This is a genomic window from Bartonella sp. LJL80, from assembly GCF_054871565.1.
Map to the genome: position 1 here is coordinate 37,793 of NZ_JBTXLM010000006.1, position 15,775 is coordinate 53,567.

Annotated in this window: 17 protein-coding genes; 13 read left to right on the forward strand and 4 right to left on the reverse strand. The window is 48.5% G+C overall.

All coding sequences use genetic code 11. From position 1 onward, the window contains the following. Nucleotides 1–91: 91 nt before the first annotated feature. The 9 genes from ACYSNS_RS10485 (at nt 92) to ACYSNS_RS10525 (ending at nt 7,200) form a co-directional block, all read left to right on the forward strand. Nucleotides 92–1,372 carry a glutamate-5-semialdehyde dehydrogenase gene (locus ACYSNS_RS10485; RefSeq protein WP_461723109.1) on the forward strand — a complete coding sequence of 427 codons (1,281 nt, stop codon included), beginning with the start codon at nt 92–94 and terminating at the stop codon, nt 1,370–1,372. 26 nt (nt 1,373–1,398) lie between these two features. Continuing rightward, the gene (locus ACYSNS_RS10490) at nt 1,399–1,980 is read left to right on the forward strand and encodes a nicotinate-nucleotide adenylyltransferase (protein WP_461723237.1); all 582 of its coding nucleotides are present in this window, start codon (nt 1,399–1,401) and stop codon (nt 1,978–1,980) included. A gap of 101 nt (nt 1,981–2,081) precedes the next feature. Next, on the forward strand, nt 2,082–2,558 hold the full coding sequence (gene rsfS, locus ACYSNS_RS10495; protein ID WP_461723110.1) for a ribosome silencing factor: 477 nt from the start codon (nt 2,082–2,084) through the stop codon (nt 2,556–2,558). 1 nt (nt 2,559) lies between these two features. Beyond that, nucleotides 2,560–3,042, forward strand: a complete 483-nt coding sequence (gene rlmH, locus ACYSNS_RS10500; protein ID WP_461723111.1) for a 23S rRNA (pseudouridine(1915)-N(3))-methyltransferase RlmH — start codon at nt 2,560–2,562, stop codon at nt 3,040–3,042. A gap of 196 nt (nt 3,043–3,238) precedes the next feature. Then, on the forward strand, nt 3,239–4,426 hold the full coding sequence (locus tag ACYSNS_RS10505) for a murein hydrolase activator EnvC family protein (RefSeq protein WP_461723112.1): 1,188 nt from the start codon (nt 3,239–3,241) through the stop codon (nt 4,424–4,426). Continuing rightward, the gene (locus tag ACYSNS_RS10510) at nt 4,416–5,726 is read left to right on the forward strand and encodes a S41 family peptidase (RefSeq protein ID WP_461723113.1); all 1,311 of its coding nucleotides are present in this window, start codon (nt 4,416–4,418) and stop codon (nt 5,724–5,726) included. Before ACYSNS_RS10505 ends, ACYSNS_RS10510 begins: the two co-directional genes overlap by 11 nt. 47 nt (nt 5,727–5,773) lie before the next feature. Then, nucleotides 5,774–6,019: a hypothetical protein gene (locus ACYSNS_RS10515; protein WP_461723114.1), complete on the forward strand. Its 246-nt coding sequence runs from the start codon at nt 5,774–5,776 to the stop codon at nt 6,017–6,019. 2 nt (nt 6,020–6,021) lie between these two features. Continuing rightward, on the forward strand, nt 6,022–6,540 hold the full coding sequence (locus ACYSNS_RS10520) for an RNA pyrophosphohydrolase (RefSeq protein WP_461723115.1): 519 nt from the start codon (nt 6,022–6,024) through the stop codon (nt 6,538–6,540). 105 nt (nt 6,541–6,645) lie between these two features. Next, entirely contained in the window at nt 6,646–7,200 is a 555-nt protein-coding gene (locus ACYSNS_RS10525; protein ID WP_461723116.1) for an invasion associated locus B family protein, read from the forward strand. A gap of 78 nt (nt 7,201–7,278) precedes the next feature. Here the strand turns inward: ACYSNS_RS10525 and ACYSNS_RS10530 are convergent, their stop codons facing one another. Beyond that, the gene (locus ACYSNS_RS10530; RefSeq protein WP_461723117.1) at nt 7,279–9,588 is read right to left on the reverse strand and encodes a heavy metal translocating P-type ATPase; all 2,310 of its coding nucleotides are present in this window, start codon (nt 9,586–9,588) and stop codon (nt 7,279–7,281) included. Nucleotides 9,589–9,681: 93 nt separating this feature from the next. On the opposite strand from ACYSNS_RS10530, the gene ACYSNS_RS10535 reads away from it, so the two are divergent. Together ACYSNS_RS10535 and ACYSNS_RS10540 are read left to right on the forward strand one after the other, a co-directional pair. Then, complete coding sequence (locus ACYSNS_RS10535) at nt 9,682–10,116, forward strand: MerR family transcriptional regulator (RefSeq protein ID WP_461723118.1); 435 nt, start codon at nt 9,682–9,684, stop codon at nt 10,114–10,116. An 18-nt stretch (nt 10,117–10,134) separates the two neighbouring features. After that, nucleotides 10,135–10,428: a YciI family protein gene (locus tag ACYSNS_RS10540; RefSeq protein WP_461723119.1), complete on the forward strand. Its 294-nt coding sequence runs from the start codon at nt 10,135–10,137 to the stop codon at nt 10,426–10,428. Between the two features lie 277 nt (nt 10,429–10,705). Here ACYSNS_RS10540 and ACYSNS_RS10545 read toward each other — a convergent pair whose 3' ends face one another. Then, nucleotides 10,706–10,921, reverse strand: a complete 216-nt coding sequence (locus ACYSNS_RS10545; protein ID WP_461723120.1) for a heavy-metal-associated domain-containing protein — start codon at nt 10,919–10,921, stop codon at nt 10,706–10,708. 112 nt (nt 10,922–11,033) lie between these two features. Here ACYSNS_RS10545 and ACYSNS_RS10550 point away from each other — a divergent pair, with 112 nt between their 5' ends. Beyond that, nucleotides 11,034–12,365: an MFS transporter gene (locus ACYSNS_RS10550; protein ID WP_461723121.1), complete on the forward strand. Its 1,332-nt coding sequence runs from the start codon at nt 11,034–11,036 to the stop codon at nt 12,363–12,365. Between the two features lie 158 nt (nt 12,366–12,523). Next, on the forward strand, nt 12,524–12,817 hold the full coding sequence (locus ACYSNS_RS10555; RefSeq protein WP_461723122.1) for a YggT family protein: 294 nt from the start codon (nt 12,524–12,526) through the stop codon (nt 12,815–12,817). Between the two features lie 26 nt (nt 12,818–12,843). Here ACYSNS_RS10555 and ACYSNS_RS10560 read toward each other — a convergent pair whose 3' ends face one another. Together ACYSNS_RS10560 and ACYSNS_RS10565 are read right to left on the reverse strand one after the other, a co-directional pair. Then, on the reverse strand, nt 12,844–14,337 hold the full coding sequence (locus ACYSNS_RS10560; RefSeq protein WP_461723123.1) for an amidase: 1,494 nt from the start codon (nt 14,335–14,337) through the stop codon (nt 12,844–12,846). A gap of 12 nt (nt 14,338–14,349) precedes the next feature. Continuing rightward, entirely contained in the window at nt 14,350–15,684 is a 1,335-nt protein-coding gene (locus ACYSNS_RS10565; RefSeq protein WP_461723124.1) for an MFS transporter, read from the reverse strand. Nucleotides 15,685–15,775: the final 91 nt, after the last annotated feature.

The window sequence follows — 15,775 nt, forward strand, 5'->3', positions numbered from 1 at the left end:
AGCGCTAGCTCAAAATACTTTGCCAAAACAAGACCGAAGACCTATTTGTATTCGTCAGTTTTACAGCCTATAAAGTATTTATTGGTGCAAGTTGTTGAGGAAACCCGTTTCGATGGATTTATTGTTTGAATATCTGGAGGGGATGGGCAAAAAAGCCCGTACGGCGGCCTCTGTACTTGGCATAACGACACCCCAAAAGAAGACAGACGCTTTGTTGGCAATGGCCGATGAAATTGTAGCGAATATGTCGGCTATCCTTTCCGCCAATCAGATTGATATTGAGCAAGCCGAAAAAAATGGTATGGGAACGGCGATGGTCGATCGGCTGTGGTTGGATGAAAATAGGCTGTCAGCGATCGCCGATAGTGTGCGCATGATTGCGAAACTTCCCGATCCTGTGGGTGAAATTACGAGTGAATGGCAAAGGCCGAATGGTTTGACCATTCGCCGTGTGCGTACACCACTGGGCGTTATCGGCGTGATCTATGAAAGCCGGCCCAATGTTACTGCCGATGCCGGTGCTTTGTGTCTGAAGGCGGGCAATGCAGTAATTTTACGTGGCGGTTCCGACAGCTTTCATTCATCACGGGCAATTCATGCCGCGATGGTTTCAGGACTAAGGCGGGCGGGATTGCCGCCGGAGATTATACAACTGGTCGACACCACGGACCGCGCAGCAGTAGGGGCTTTACTATCGGGACTTGACGGAAATATCGATGTTATCATTCCGCGTGGGGGGAAAAGTTTGGTTGCGCGGGTGCAGGCAGAAGCGCGAGTGCCGGTCTTTGCGCATCTTGAAGGAATTTGCCATATCTATGTTGATGCATCCGCAGATAGAGCTATGGCACGTGATATCATCATTAATGCAAAACTGCGCCGCACAGGTGTCTGTGGTGCCGTCGAGACGATATTGATTGATCAATCCGCGGTGGAGAGCTTTATACCGGCACTAGCTGCATTGCAGCAACATGGTTGTGAAATACGCGCCACACCAGACATTGCTGCAAAGTTGGAAGGGGCAGAAATCGCCAAAGAAGCAGATTGGTCCACAGAATATCTTGATGCGATTGTTTCGGTAAAAGCTGTTGATGGTGTAGCGGGTGCGATAGAGCATATTCAACGATATTCATCCCACCATACAGAAGCTATTATTGCGGAAGATGCCAAGTCGGTCGAACGTTTTTTCAATGAATTGGACTCTGCAATTCTCATCCACAATGCATCAACCCAATTTGCGGATGGTGGAGAATTTGGCTTTGGCGCGGAGATTGGCATTGCCACCGGCAAAATGCACGCAAGGGGGCCCATCGGCGTTGAGCAATTGACCTCCTTTCAATATCAGGTCAGCGGAAACGGACAGATACGCCCTTGAATGATCGGCTGATATACGCAAAACGCATTCCCTATGCTGAAAGCGGCAATGTCGTGGGCCTATTTGGCGGATCGTTCAATCCGCCGCATGATGGCCATCTTATGGTTGCCAAAACCGCCACAAAGCGGCTTCATCTCGATCAATTATGGTGGATGGTCACTCCTGGAAACCCACTGAAAGATCATTCAAATCTTGCCTCGCTAGAGGAAAGAATGCTGATGAGCCGTCAATTGGTTGATGATCCGCGTATTAAGATAACCGGTTTCGAGCAGACAATTCAGATTCGACAGTCGGTGGCCACCATCGCCCATATTATCGCACGCAATAATGGCGTTCGATTTGTCTGGGTCATGGGCGGAGATAGTCTGGCTTCGTTCCATCATTGGCATCAATGGCGCGATATTGCACAGATGATACCGATTGCAATTATTGACAGACCTTCGGCCCGCATGTCACCATTATCGTCACAAATGGCGCAGACTTATTCGAGATTCCGTATTGATGAAACCGATGCGGCCGCGCTGCCATTTATGTCGCCGCCAGCATGGGTTTATATTCATGGTCGCCTTTCAACAGCATCATCCACGGTTTTGCGTGGACAAGCATGAGATTGACACAATGGTACGATATAACGAAACCGAAAACGAGCATCGCAGCGTTTTTATTTATTGTTTAAAAATAAACGCTATTCTGCAACCATATTCATGGTATGGCGTCTCAATCTTGTAAAACGTATTTTCTACTCAGAAAGGGTTATGTTCTGAAAAACGCTTCTTCTCTATCTGGCACAAAAGGTGCCAAGGCGACAGAAACTGCCGAGGCAGCAGCCGTCGCCAAAAGTCTTGCTGTAGTCTTGTCGAGCCTCGACGATTCCAAAGCCGAAGCAATTACACCAATAGACTTACGCGGAAAATCCGCACTGGCCGATCATATGGTTATCGCGTCGGGCCGTTCGCAAAGGCATGTTTCAGCCGTTGCCGATCATTTGTTGCGGGCCATGAAAGAGGCAGGGTTTGGATTGGCTAAAATTGAAGGCTTAGCAGGCGGAGATTGGGTATTGATCGATACGGGCGACATTATCGTACATCTTTTCCGCCCCGAGATTCGAGAATTCTATAACCTCGAAAAAATGTGGCTTGCACCAGATAGTGATAAGTTGAAATCAGCGGCTCCAGGAAGCCATTGACGTGCAGGTAAATATTTTTGCCATCGGGCGCATGAAAAAAGGCCCCGAGCAGGAATTGGCCGCGCGCTATTTTGACAGATTTGCCAAATCTGCACCGCCATTGGGGCTTTCGCTGGGAAAGGTCCATGAAATAACGGAAAGCAGAGCCCAATCAGCAATGCAGCGAATGGACGAGGAGGGGCAGAAGCTTATTGAGTTTTTGCCCGAGAACAGCCGACTTGTTGTTCTGGATGAAAGGGGCAAGTCCCAAACATCGCCGCTATTTGCGCAGAATATGGCTGAATGGCGAGATGCAGGAACCCGCCATCTCGTTATCGCGCTTGGCGGGCCGGACGGGCATAGCCCCATGGTTCGCGAACGAGCGGATATGCTCCTTTGTTTTGGTGCGATGACGTGGCCCCATCAAATTGCCCGAATATTGCTTGCAGAGCAACTTTACCGGGCTGCGACAATTTTAAGCGGACACCCCTACCATCGGGTGTAATTCTTCGCAGATTCCAAACCCGGTTTACTGTCAAATGTTAACATTGTTTTAGGAACATGACGTGTAAAAATCCCTTATTTGGTCAAGATTAAGCTTTATAAGCGGGATGATGACACAATCTAAAGCGATACAAGCTGTGTATTGGAGAGCGGGGAGAGATTTTCTTCTCGCTATTTTGTGTTTATGGGGTGCCAGTATGGCAGTCCCGGCATCATCTCTGGCACAGGATACCCAAAGCCGTGATGCGGCGAGCAAGGCATTGGCGGAGATCCAACAAACTATGAGCTTGTCGCGTGAACGTGTGGCCGAGTTGGCCAAGCAGGTCGACGGGTTGAAAAAAGACCAAAGAACTCTGACAACTGAACTGGTGAAAGCAGCGAAAGAAGAGCGCGAAGCGACAGAAAACATTGCCGCCAGCGAAGATAAGCTGAAAAAGTTGCTGGATGAGAAATCCAAAGTCGATGAAAGCTTGAAAAGCCGTCGTGCCGAATTTTCAGAAGTGCTGGCCGCACTTGAACGTATGGGGTTGAATCCACCACCGGCTATCTTGGTCCGTCCTGATGATGCGCTTGCTTCAGTGCGCAGTTCGGTTCTTCTGGGTGCTGTTGTTCCAGAAATGCGGGAAAAAACCATGGCGCTTTCCGCAAGCCTTAAAGAATTGACACGGGTGAGCGATTCCATCTCGGCTGAGCGCGACACGATGAAAAATCAGGTTCAGGCTCAGGCTGAACAACAAAAACGCCTTGCATTATTGCTGACAGAAAAGGCAAAGCTCCAGAAAACCTCCGAAGAAGAGCTGCAATCTCAAAGGCGAAAGAATCTTGAACTTGCCGAAAAAGCAAAATCGCTGGAGGATCTTCTCGCCGAATTGGAAAGACAGTCTCGGCAACAGCCGTCGGGCCCCGACGGTAGCAGCGACAATATCCAGCTGACCCATAATCTGGATTTTGACAGCCAGAAAGGCCATTTGCTGTTGCCTGTGTCCGGCAAAATTGTTCAACAGTTTGGTGGTGGCAACGGAACTTCTGTCGGCGACACAGTTGAAACACCACCGGCGGCGATCGTGACGGCACCGGTCGATGCGGTGGTTGCCTATGCGGGCCCTTTTCGTTCTTATGGCCAACTCGTCATCCTTGATGTCGGACAGGAATATCATGTCCTTTTAGCAGGTATGGCGCGGATCGACGTCGTCCAAGGACAATTTGTGCTTTCCGGTGAGCCGATAGGTGCTATGGGAACACAACTTATTGCGAGTGCTGCAGCATTGGATATAGGCAAAAGCGCTCCAATGCTCTACATTGAATTCAGAAAACAAGGTAAACCTGTAAATCCATCCCCTTGGTGGGGGGCTGGTAAGTCGGGAAGGAACCAGAATGATTCGTAAAATAACTCTTTTGGCTGCCGGTGTATTGCTAGGTGCCAGTTCAATGGTCATGGTGCAATCGGTCGCAGCCAATAGTGAAGGCGACACCTATAAGCAGCTTGCGATTTTTGGCGATGTATTCGAGCGTGTTCGTGCGCAATACGTAACTGTGCCTGATGATAAAAAGCTGGTTGAAAATGCTATCAACGGAATGTTGACCTCGCTTGATCCGCATTCATCTTATATGAATGCTGAAGAAGCAAAAGATATGCGCGTTTCAACCAAGGGCGAATTTGGTGGCCTTGGTATTGAAGTCACCATGGAAAATGATTTGATCAAGGTCGTATCACCGATGGATGACACACCGGCATCAAAAGCCGGCGTTCTTGCTGGTGATCTTATTTCAAAAATCGATGACGAGCAGGTACGTGGTCAAACGCTAAATGATGCTGTCAGCAAGATGCGCGGCGAGGTAGGTAAGCCAATCAAGCTGACCATCATCCGTAACGGCGTCGACAAGCCGCTGGAAATTACGGTTATTCGCGATATTATCAAGGTCAAGGCAGTGAAATACCGCGTTGAAGGGGATATTGGTTATCTGCGTCTTATCCAGTTCACTGAACAGACTTATGATGATCTGAAGGCTGCAATCAAGGATATCCAGTCAAAAATACCGAATGATAAGCTTAAAGGCTTTGTTCTTGATCTGCGGTTAAACCCGGGTGGTTTGCTGGATCAGGCGGTGAATGTGTCGGATGCGTTCCTCGACAAAGGTGAAATTGTTTCAACCCGCGGACGCGATCAGGCAGAGGTTATGCGCTTTGATGCCAAGCCAGGTGATTTGATCAACGGCAAACCGCTTATCGTGTTGATCAATGGTGGTTCTGCCAGCGCGTCTGAAATCGTTGCCGGTGCCCTTCAGGATCACCGTCGTGCAACGGTTTTGGGTACGCAGTCTTTCGGCAAGGGATCTGTGCAGACAATCATCCCGTTGGGTGAGAATGGTGCCCTACGCTTAACAACGGCGCTTTATTACACGCCTTCAGGCGCTTCGATCCAAGGTAAGGGCATCACTCCTGATATCAAGGTTGACCAGCCTTTGCCGGATGAGTTTAAGGGATATGACGTCAATTTGGGTGAATCCGAACTGAAGGGCCATATTAAAGGCAATCAGGAAGATGACAAAGGGTCGGGATCAGCAGCTTTTGTTCCTAAAGATCCAAAAGATGACATCCAGCTTAATGAAGCCTACAAGCTTTTACGTGGCGAGATGGCAAATGCTGCTTTCCCGCCAAATCCTGAAAAAGGTGTTCCGAACTGATCTAAAGGCGCGTTTTTCGCGCCTTTCTTTTAACAGGGTGCAAGTCCATGAAAATGATAAGAATACAAAAAACCGTCGATGGGAAAACCGTCGATAGCTATTCCATTCCGGTGATGTTTGTTGGGCTTATGGAAAAAATCCTTCCCGCTTCTGCTGCTTCGTCGTTGAAAGATAAGGGGCTGGATATTCAGGCAATTATAAATGCCGCCGAAAATGGTTCTTCTTATCAATCGCATTTCGACGTCGAAGAAAACGGGGTTAGTAAGACAATCAATGTTGAGTTGGGTGGGTAAGAATGGCTAAACAAGGAAAGCGTGACAGTCTTCCATATCGTGAATGTGTCGGTATTGTTGTTTTTAATAAGCAAGGTAAGGTTTGGGCCGGTCGCAGACTGACACAAAAACATGATGAGCTAACGGGTGCTTCAAAGTTGTGGCAAATGCCTCAGGGCGGTATCGATAAGGGTGAGAAACCCTTAGATGCAGCGCGAAGGGAACTTTACGAGGAAACCGGCATTCAGACTATTGAGTTGATCAAAGAGACAGAAGGATGGATCCATTACGATCTGCCTGATGAGCTTGTCGGTGTTGCATTGAAGGGAAAGTATCGTGGACAAACACAGAAATGGTTTGCTTTCCGATTTCTGGGTCAAGAGAGTGAAATTGCGATTAATCCGCCACCAGAGGGCAATAGCGCCGAATTTGATGAATGGAAATGGGTGGATATTGAGGCATTGCCAATGATGGTTGTACCATTTAAGCAAGCTGTTTATGAACAGGTTGTCGCTCAATTCCGTCACATTGTTGTGCAATGAACACGGCCGGTTAAATGCAGGGCTGTTTTATTTGTCATAAACCTGTATATAGCAAGACTATTGGGGTCGTAAACCTAAGTTGTATTTTGCGGAAAGATTATTGAAATGAAAAAGCTTTTAGGGTCCATCGCTATGGCAGCTTTGCTTGCTGTCTCTTCAACAGCCATGGCACAGGATGCCAAGGGGGATAAGCCAGGGACAGCAACGCTGCCGAATGGCGCGTCGTCTTTGACGGAAACATACGGCTTGTGGACCGTTAATTGCGCGGTACAGAACGGCGAGAAAATGTGCGCGATGATCCGGCAGGAAGTCAATGCGCAAAACCAGCCTGTTCTTAGCATGAACGTTTCAACAGCCGCCGACGGCAATGTTTCAGGCGTTTTGGTCGTGCCTTTCGGTATTCTCGTTTCAAAGCCCGTACGTTTGCAGGTGGATGATTCAAAGGTGGTGGTTGATACGAGTGTTCGTACTTGTATGCCCGCAGGTTGTATCGTCCCGATCGCTTTCGACAAAAATGCTGTTGCCGGTCTTCGTGCAGGCAAGCAGCTTAAGCTGACGGCAACATCTGCCGGTAACGGTGAACCCGTGCTTGATAACTTATTCGTGCAGCTTGATGGTTTTGGCGGTGCACTTGACCGTTTGAATGCGCTGAAGAAGTAATCCGTTGCAAGGGAAGGCGATTGCGCTTCTCCGGAACTTATTGAAATCAAAAAAGCGGTTCTTGCGAACCGCTTTTTTTTATTTTTTAAAGGTCAGCAACCGCAAAGCGTTGAGCGTTACTAGAACGGTGGCACCGGTATCGGCCATGATCGCCAGCCACAGGCCGGTAATCCCCAATATGGTTGTGATCAAGAATATGGCCTTTAGACCGAGTGCTATCGCAACATTCTGTCTGATGTTACCCATGGTTTTGCGAGCAAGCCGTATTAGTGTGGCTATATCGCCAATACGGTTGCGCAAGATTGCTGCGTCAGCAGTCTCCAGTGCAACGTCTGTACCCGATCCCATGGCAATGCCTACATCAGCAGCCGCGAGTGCGGGTGCATCGTTAATGCCGTCTCCGACCATTGCAACCAGATGCCCTTTTCTGAGATCGGCAATTGCAGTGGCTTTCATTTCTGGCATGAGTTCGGTTTTCGCGGACATGCCAAGCGTTGCTGCGATAGCCTCTCCCGTTCGTTTGTTATCGCCAGTAAGCATGATGCTCTCTATGCCGAGTTGTTTGAGCTGAGCGATTGCCTCCAAGGCATCATCCCTTGGTTCGTCCCGCAAGGCTATCAAACCCGCGGCCTCGCCGTTTGATAAGATAGCAATAACCGTTTTTCCTTGCGCCTCAAGCTTGTCTGCCTGTTTTGAATAGTCCTGATGAAGGGTCCCAAACTCGGCGGCGGAACGTGGGGCACCAATAAACACAGTTTGATTTTCAGCCGAAGCAATAATTCCTTTACCGGCAATGGCGCGAACATTTTTTGCATCAACTGGCAATAGATGACGACTTTCTGCTTCCTTCACAATCGCCAAGGCCAAGGGATGACTGGATTCCCGCTCCAATGCGTAAGCAAGCGATAAAAGCGCGTCGTCGGTTTTTCCTATACCGACGATATCGGTCACAACCGGCTTGCCTTGTGTCAAAGTGCCGGTTTTGTCAAACGTAATACGGTCGAGTTTTGCCAGTGTTTCAATGACGTTTCCACCCTTGACCAATAATCCTAAACGTGTACCGGCTGAAAGGCCTGAGGCAATTGCCGCCGGAACGGAAATGACCAAAGCGCAGGGGCAGCCGATCAATAGCAATGTCAGGGCGCGATAGGTCCACTGCGTCCAAAACCCATCGAAAAGCGGTGGTATAACCGCTATAAGTATAGCAATGCCGACGATGATGGGCATATACACTTTTGCAAAGGCGTCGATAAACCGCTCTGTGGGGGCTTTGGCATCCTGTGCTTCTTCCACCAAAGCTATAATGCGTGCAATTGTATTGTCGGATGCTTTGGTTTCAACCTCTATCCTCAACGTTGCTTCGCTGTTGATCGAACCGGCATAAACCTTCTCTCCGATCCCTTTCACAACGGGAACGGATTCACCTGTAACAGGGGATTCGTCAACCCCTGACATACCGTCAATAATTTCGCCATCGGCTGCGATACGGTCACCCGGTCGCACAACAATGACGTCACCTATCGCCAGGCTCTCGGCGGATATCTCTTCTAACTTCCCGTTGGTCTCGCGCCATGCCGTTTTGGGCGCGAGCTGACCCAATGCTTTAATGCCAGCACGGGCCCGACCCGCTGCCACGCCCTCCAACACTTCACCGACACAAAATAGAAATACGACAACAGCAGCTTCCTCGGTTGCGTTGATAAATATGGCGCCTATTGCTGCGATGGTCATCAGCATTTCTATCGTAAACGGGCTGCCATTGCGCAGCGCTGAAAAAGCGCGCATTGCAACAGGTACAAGGGCGGCCAATGCAGCGAGCGTAAATATCCAGAAAGACAAAGAAGGAATTGCCAGCGATACTGCGTAAGCGATGACAAGCAGTAGGCCAGAGGATAGAGCGGCTTTTCCTTTTGATGTTTGCCACCAGCTTTTATCAGCCGTCTCCTGTTTCCTGTCACCTTCCAGTTTTTCGAGTTTGTAACCTAAGGACGAGACTGTTTTTTCAATCTCTTCACGCGTTGTTTTGGTGTCATCCAACTTCAAGGCCAGCCGTTCACGCGTGAGCGAAACATGGACGTTATCGGTTCCCGGCATACGCTGCAGCGCTTTGGCAATCGTCGCAGCGCACGATGTGCAATCCATACCCTCTACATGCCAAACAATGCTGTTTTTTTCTTCAACAAAAGTGTCATCTATTTTTTCATGCTCATGCTCATGCTCATGCCCATGATGATCGTGATCGTGGCATCCGCCTTTTTCAACATGGTCATGATCGTCGCACCCACATGCGCTATGTGTTGAGAGGGCGTCTGTCGAGCAGCACCCTGCCTTTTCATGCTGATGTGCTTTCTCTGTTGCATGCTTTGGGTGGCTATCCGTCAGTCTCATGGAAATCTCCATTTTATTGTGCCATAAAAGCTAGATAAATTGCTGTCCTTCATCTATATAATTCCTGTAGTCACTACAGGTTCAAGAGAAAAAATGAAAATAAAGCAATTTTCTATCGGAGAGCTCTCCAAGGCGACCGGCTGCAATATCGAGACAATGCGTTATTATGAGAAAATCGGGCTTTTACAGCCCGCTGAACGCACAAGTGGTAACCAAAGGCGCTATGGCGATCCGCATTATAAACGACTGCTTTTCATATTGCATGCGCGCGATTTAGGATTTTCGATCGATTCCATTCGCCAATTGATAGCGCTGTCCAAGCACCCGGACGAGCCTTGTGGTGAAGCCGATAATATCGCCCGACAGCAATTGGTTGAGACGCGCGCACGGATTGAGCGGTTGAAAATGTTGGAAAAAGAACTTGAAAGGATGACAGAAAATTGCGGCGGGCATAAAGTGCATGACTGTCAGGTTATCGAGAGTTTGGCAGACTGCGGCGCGTGTTATCAAGCTCATCACCAACTCTAATCAAGAAGATAGTGACTTATGTCCACAATCTACGTAGTTCTATTGACCTATATTCGCCCGATAGAAGAAGTTGATGCACACATCGAGGCACATGTCCGGTGGCTGAAGAAAAACTATGATGAAGGCTATTTTCTTGCATCAGGCAGGCGTGTCCCGCGTATTGGCGGTGTCATACTGTCGAAAGGTGAAAGCCTTGATGCCGTGAGAAACTTGATGGAAACCGATCCGTTTTATCAACTCGGCCTCACCCGTGTGGAGATTGTCCCGTTTCAACCGAGTATGACGTCCAATGGGTTGGAGACGCTGCTTTAGCAGTATCTCCGTTCGTGTTTTGAAGGCCGGAAGTAGAAATTGACAGCGGTATCATCGGATGATTATAGAGCAGTTCCCGATTGCTGTGAATCATCAATCGGATAAGGCACCGCGACAAATCAAAAGTTTGAGACGCGCTGGCCGGATAGCATCAGGTCGAAAAGCTCACCCGGGTATACCACTTGGTTTTCGCTTTCCTTCGCGCATCTCTTTGCTGTTTATTGTGCCATATCAGTCAAATTAATAGCTCCTGACCCTAGCCCGCTTGAGAAGAAAATCATGGAATTTGGGGGGTATAGCCTTCTTCTTTTATAATATCTGCAACCTTCTGCGGATCTCCGCCGCCTGTTACCGTTACTTGATGGCTGGATAAGTCGGTTGAAACCTGCGCATTGGGAAAAGCGGCCTGAACGGCATTGGTAATTGTCTTGACACAATGCCCGCAAGTCATGTCTTCCACTTTAAAAACGATAGGATCAATCCCTGACATCATTTCTTTCCTTTACTGAATGTTGTTTTTCTTACATATGAAGGGTTCCCATGGGGGAAGGTCAAGAGGCAACCTGTTTTAAGTCAAAACAGTTCTAAAAGGTGAGGGTATAGTGATGGTTCCGGCACGCAGATTAAACCGAAGTGACATGCGCACTCTGGGTTTGGCTTCCCTCGGCGGCGCGCTGGAATTTTATGATTTCATCATTTTCGTTTTCTTTACCGCAGAGATATCACGTACCGTTCTTCCCGCAGAAATGTCACCTTGGCTCGCCACGACCTGGACCTATGGTATCTTTGCAGCCGGATATCTTATGCGGCCCATCGGCGGCATTGTCATGGCGCATCTTGGCGACAGGATTGGACGCAAACGCATCTTCACCTTCTCGGTGCTTTTAATGTCAATTGCTACGCTCGGTATGGCTTTTGTTCCCACTTATGCACATTGGGGCGTGGCTGCCCCGCTGATCCTTCTGGTCTGCCGTATGATGCAAGGCTTGGCCGTGGGCGGAGAGGTTCCCGGTGCATGGACCTTTGTTGCCGAACATGTGCCGCAACGTTATGCAGGGCTAGCAACGGGAATTTTAACGTCAGGTCTGTCGCTGGGTATTCTTATCGGTTCGCTCATTGCCTTTGCCATCAACCATATTGTCCATAACGCCGTTTTGCCTTGGCCTGAAGATATTACCGCCTTTTGGGGATGGCGTTGTGCATTCATAATTGGCGGAGTATTCGGATTGGTCGCAGTTTGGTTGCGCCGCTTTTTGGACGAAACACCTATCTTTAAAGAAATGAAGAAGAAAAGCGCTTTGTCCAAAGAGGTGCCGCTAAAACTGGTCGTGACCAAATATTTCAGCGGGGTTGTCGTGGCTGTGCTTCTGACTTGGACGCTTTCAGCCGCTGTGATGATCAGCACGCTTTTAACGCCGAATTATATGAAAGCGGAACCTTATAACTATTCAGCCGATATGGCGCTTGCCGCAAATTGCATTACCAGCCTTTTTCTCATCTTAGGAACGCCGGTGGCAGGTTATCTTTGTGATCGTATCGGCAGTGGCCGCTTCTTCAGTATTGCAGGTATCTGTTTTGCCTTTGTCTCTTATGTTTTCTACACTTATGCCGGGCATTCGGTGACCATGCTTTTCGTGCTTTCTGCTTTCCTTGGCTTCTTTGCTGGATTTGTCGGGGCCGTAGCCTATGTGATGGTGCGGGCATTTCCCGCTGCCGTACGTTTTTCGGGGCTGTCTTTTTCCTATAACGTTTCATACGCTATTTTTGGTGGATTGACGCCGTGGGCAATCAATCTCTTCAAGCCCTTTTTGCCAATGGTGCAAATGTGGTATCTCGTGTTTATAGCAATACTTGCAAGTATCATCGGGATATATCTCATTTTTGCCGGAGAGAAAAAGCAGGTTGCCATCGGGATTGAAGAAGCTGCAGAAAAATAGCGCTTCTATCCATCTTTTTGCCTTTAAGTTTCAATCATATTGATAAGGCACTTGTCGACAAAGCGGTTAAACGCTAAATCCTTGTGCAGGGATTGGTCGCTCGCAAGACGACCTGCAAGAGCGTTGGCGTTGCTGTAAAAGCATTGAAGGAAATAAAAATGATATTTGCCTTACTCCAGGTCGTTGATCTGATCTTCAGTATTTATATCTTTATTCTAATAGCCAGCGCCATTTACTCGTGGCTTTATGCCTTTAACATCGTCAATCCACGCAATCCGTTGGTTGCCGGCATCGGTAACTTCCTATATCGTGCAACAGAACCAGTGCTTGCACCGATACGCCGTATCCTGCCAAACCTTGGTGCAATCGACATCTCGCCCATTGTGGTTTTCCTTATCATCTATTTCCTGCGCATTTTTATGTGGCGTGCATATCAAGGGATGTTCTTTTGATCTGATCGCTATATTCGCCTCGACCTCTATAGTCCGCCTACGTGATTGGCGAGGTTTGAAACATGAACCATGGGTATAGGCTGGTTGAAATTGGGGCCTAAAGCTCGTTCAATTTGTGCCGCCAATTGCAAAAGCAAGCCATCATCACCTTGGCGCGTTTGAGCTTGCATTCCCAAGGGTAAGCCGTTTTCCTGTCTGCCCATAGGAATTGATATTGCAGGCGTTCCAGTGAGGCTAGCAATCGGCGTATAGGGAAATATTCCCCACAGGGTCTCAAACCAATTGAGAACGCAAGGTTCATCGCTTGTAGTCAAATAGGTTTTATCACCTAATTGCGGTGTCATTTTCGCAAAAGTCGGCGTGAGAATAATATCCCAATCCTCATAAAATTGCCCGAGTTGACGCGAAACTTTGTTGAATATGTCCTGCATTTTCCAACGCTCAGTATAAAGCATCCCCACACCCGCTTCCCAGATTTTGATATTGATAGGCTCAATCAAATCTTGCGGTGGACGCTGCAAGCCCTTTTTTTCAAGCCAGCGCGCGATAAATTGGGCGAAATTGCTGATATAGCAAGTTGTCTGTGCTTGATAGGCCGCGGAAAAATCGACGCTGGGCACGACATAATCGACTTTGTGACCAAGCGCTTCCAGAAAACACCCAGCTTCGTTCAGGGCATCAATAAAGGAGGATTCGGAGCGATAATTTGCCCATTCATGTGAAAGTGCAATTTTGAGAGGCGCAGGATCTTGTTGAATTTGCTTAAGATAAGAGGTGTTGCTTTTCCAATATGGCATAAACTCCCCAACATCCCCGCCGCGGCAATAATCCAAGAATGCGGCACTATCTCGAACAGTTCGGCTGACACAGCCTTGTGTTGAAACATAGCCGGAAATGTCAGAAAGGTTGGGTGAGATGGAGAATACCCCGCGTGAAGCTTTGAGGCCGATAAGCCCGTTATTGGCTGCCGGTATACGGATGGAACCTCCGCCATCTGTTCCATGGGCGAGTGGTAGAATACCGGATGCGACCGCCACGCAGGCACCAGCCGACGAGCCAAACGACGTATAGTCCGGATTCCAAGGATTGCGCGTTGTATAGATATCCGGATTTTCTACCGAGCTACAAACGCCGAATTCTGGCACAGTGGTACGTCCGATAATATTCAATCCGGCCTTTCTGATGCGCTTAGTCAAAAAGGCGTCTTCTATATTGCGATTGCCCTTCAGAAATTTCGAACCTTGTTCTTGAAGACGTCCTTTGATAGCGGGGCCAAGATCTTTCATCAGCAAAGGCACACCTTTAAACGGACCGTGTAAATTTGTTCCATCGGTGGATGGATCGGCTATGGCATCGTCAAACAGCTCGACCACCGGGCCTATTTTAGGATTGAGCGCCTGGGTTGCGGTTTGTACTTGACGTGCCAATTCTTCGGCAGTGACCTTACGCTTATCGAGCAATCCGGCAAGGCCGATCGCGTCATAGTGCGACCATGCTTTCCATTCCATGCATTGAGACATAACTAGGCTCCTCTAATGATCGATGGATGATTCCGTACCCTTTGGGTCGTTGCGCTGGACCAATGATTTGTTTGCAGTTACACGCGCCCAAAAAACCGCGGCAAGACATAGTATGTTTGCGATGATGAGATAGTAGGCCGGCGACGAAGGATTGCCGGTGAATTCTAAAAGCCAAGAAACTACAATCTGCGCTGTCCCACCGAAAATCGTTATGCCAAACGCGTAGGAGATAGAAAATCCGGTTGCCCGGATGTATCGCGGAAAACTTTCGCATAAAAATACAACAATGCCGGCACCGCTGATATTTTGCAATGCTGTAAACAGCGTTATGACTCCGAAGAAGACAAACATATTATCAAACTTATTGACGGCGTAGAGACCGGGCCATAAAGCGACCAATAAGATGATACGCGGCACTACAATGGTCACGCCGCGCCCGAAACGATCGGCACAAAGACCGCCGATTAAAGCAAAGACGACGACGCTTACACCGACAACAAGCGTTGATATCATAGCGAAATCTGCACTATAATGCAGCTCAGTGAGTGCATAGGTTGTCATGTAATTTAAAAAATATTGGGTAATGGTGCTACCCGACAACATAAAGATACCGATGAGAACCAAAGTTCGATATTTTCCAAAAACTTCGCTCAACAAACTCTGTGTTGTGACCGCCTTTTCAACATCCGTAGGGTGGAGTGTCTCGCTCAAATGCCGCCGCATATAGATAGCGATTGGCAGGATAGCCAAACCTAAAGCAAAGGGTATGCGCCACCCCCAATAGCCTAATTGTTCCGTGTTGAGCACGAGAGAAAGCAGAAAACCGATGAGACCAGCCGTTATAGCCGCTGCGCCTTGTGCCACGATCTGCCAACTGGCGTAAAATGCACGCTTACCCCGAGGAGCCGCTTCCATAATAAAGGTTGTTGCAGGCCCAGCCTCTCCGCCCCATGCTAGCCCTTGAGCCATCCGCGCAATGACCAGAAGAATGGGGGCTGCGATACCGATTGTCTCATACCCAGGAAGAATAACCAGACCGCCAGTTCCGATAGCCATCAAACCCATCGTCAGAAGCATGGCGGGCTTTCGACCTGCCTTGTCGGCATAGGATCCGATAAGAATGGCCCCTAAGGGTCTTACAATAAAGCCGATGCCGAAAGCGGAAACCGAAAGCAAAAGGCTGGAAAATGCGTTGTCTGAAGGAAAAAATGTATTGCCGATCATCACAGCAAATGTGGCATAAACGATAAAATCATAAAATTCGACGGCATTTCCGATGGCGACAGCCGCTACATCATGCTTTGAAACATGTGAGCCTTTCATGCCGCTCAATTCAGCTCGGTGCATGACCTTGGCCTCCTACCTGAAACGCATAAACGCCAAAGCAGAACAAAGCTGCTTCAAACGTTTATATCGATATTCCCCAAATACTGAATCC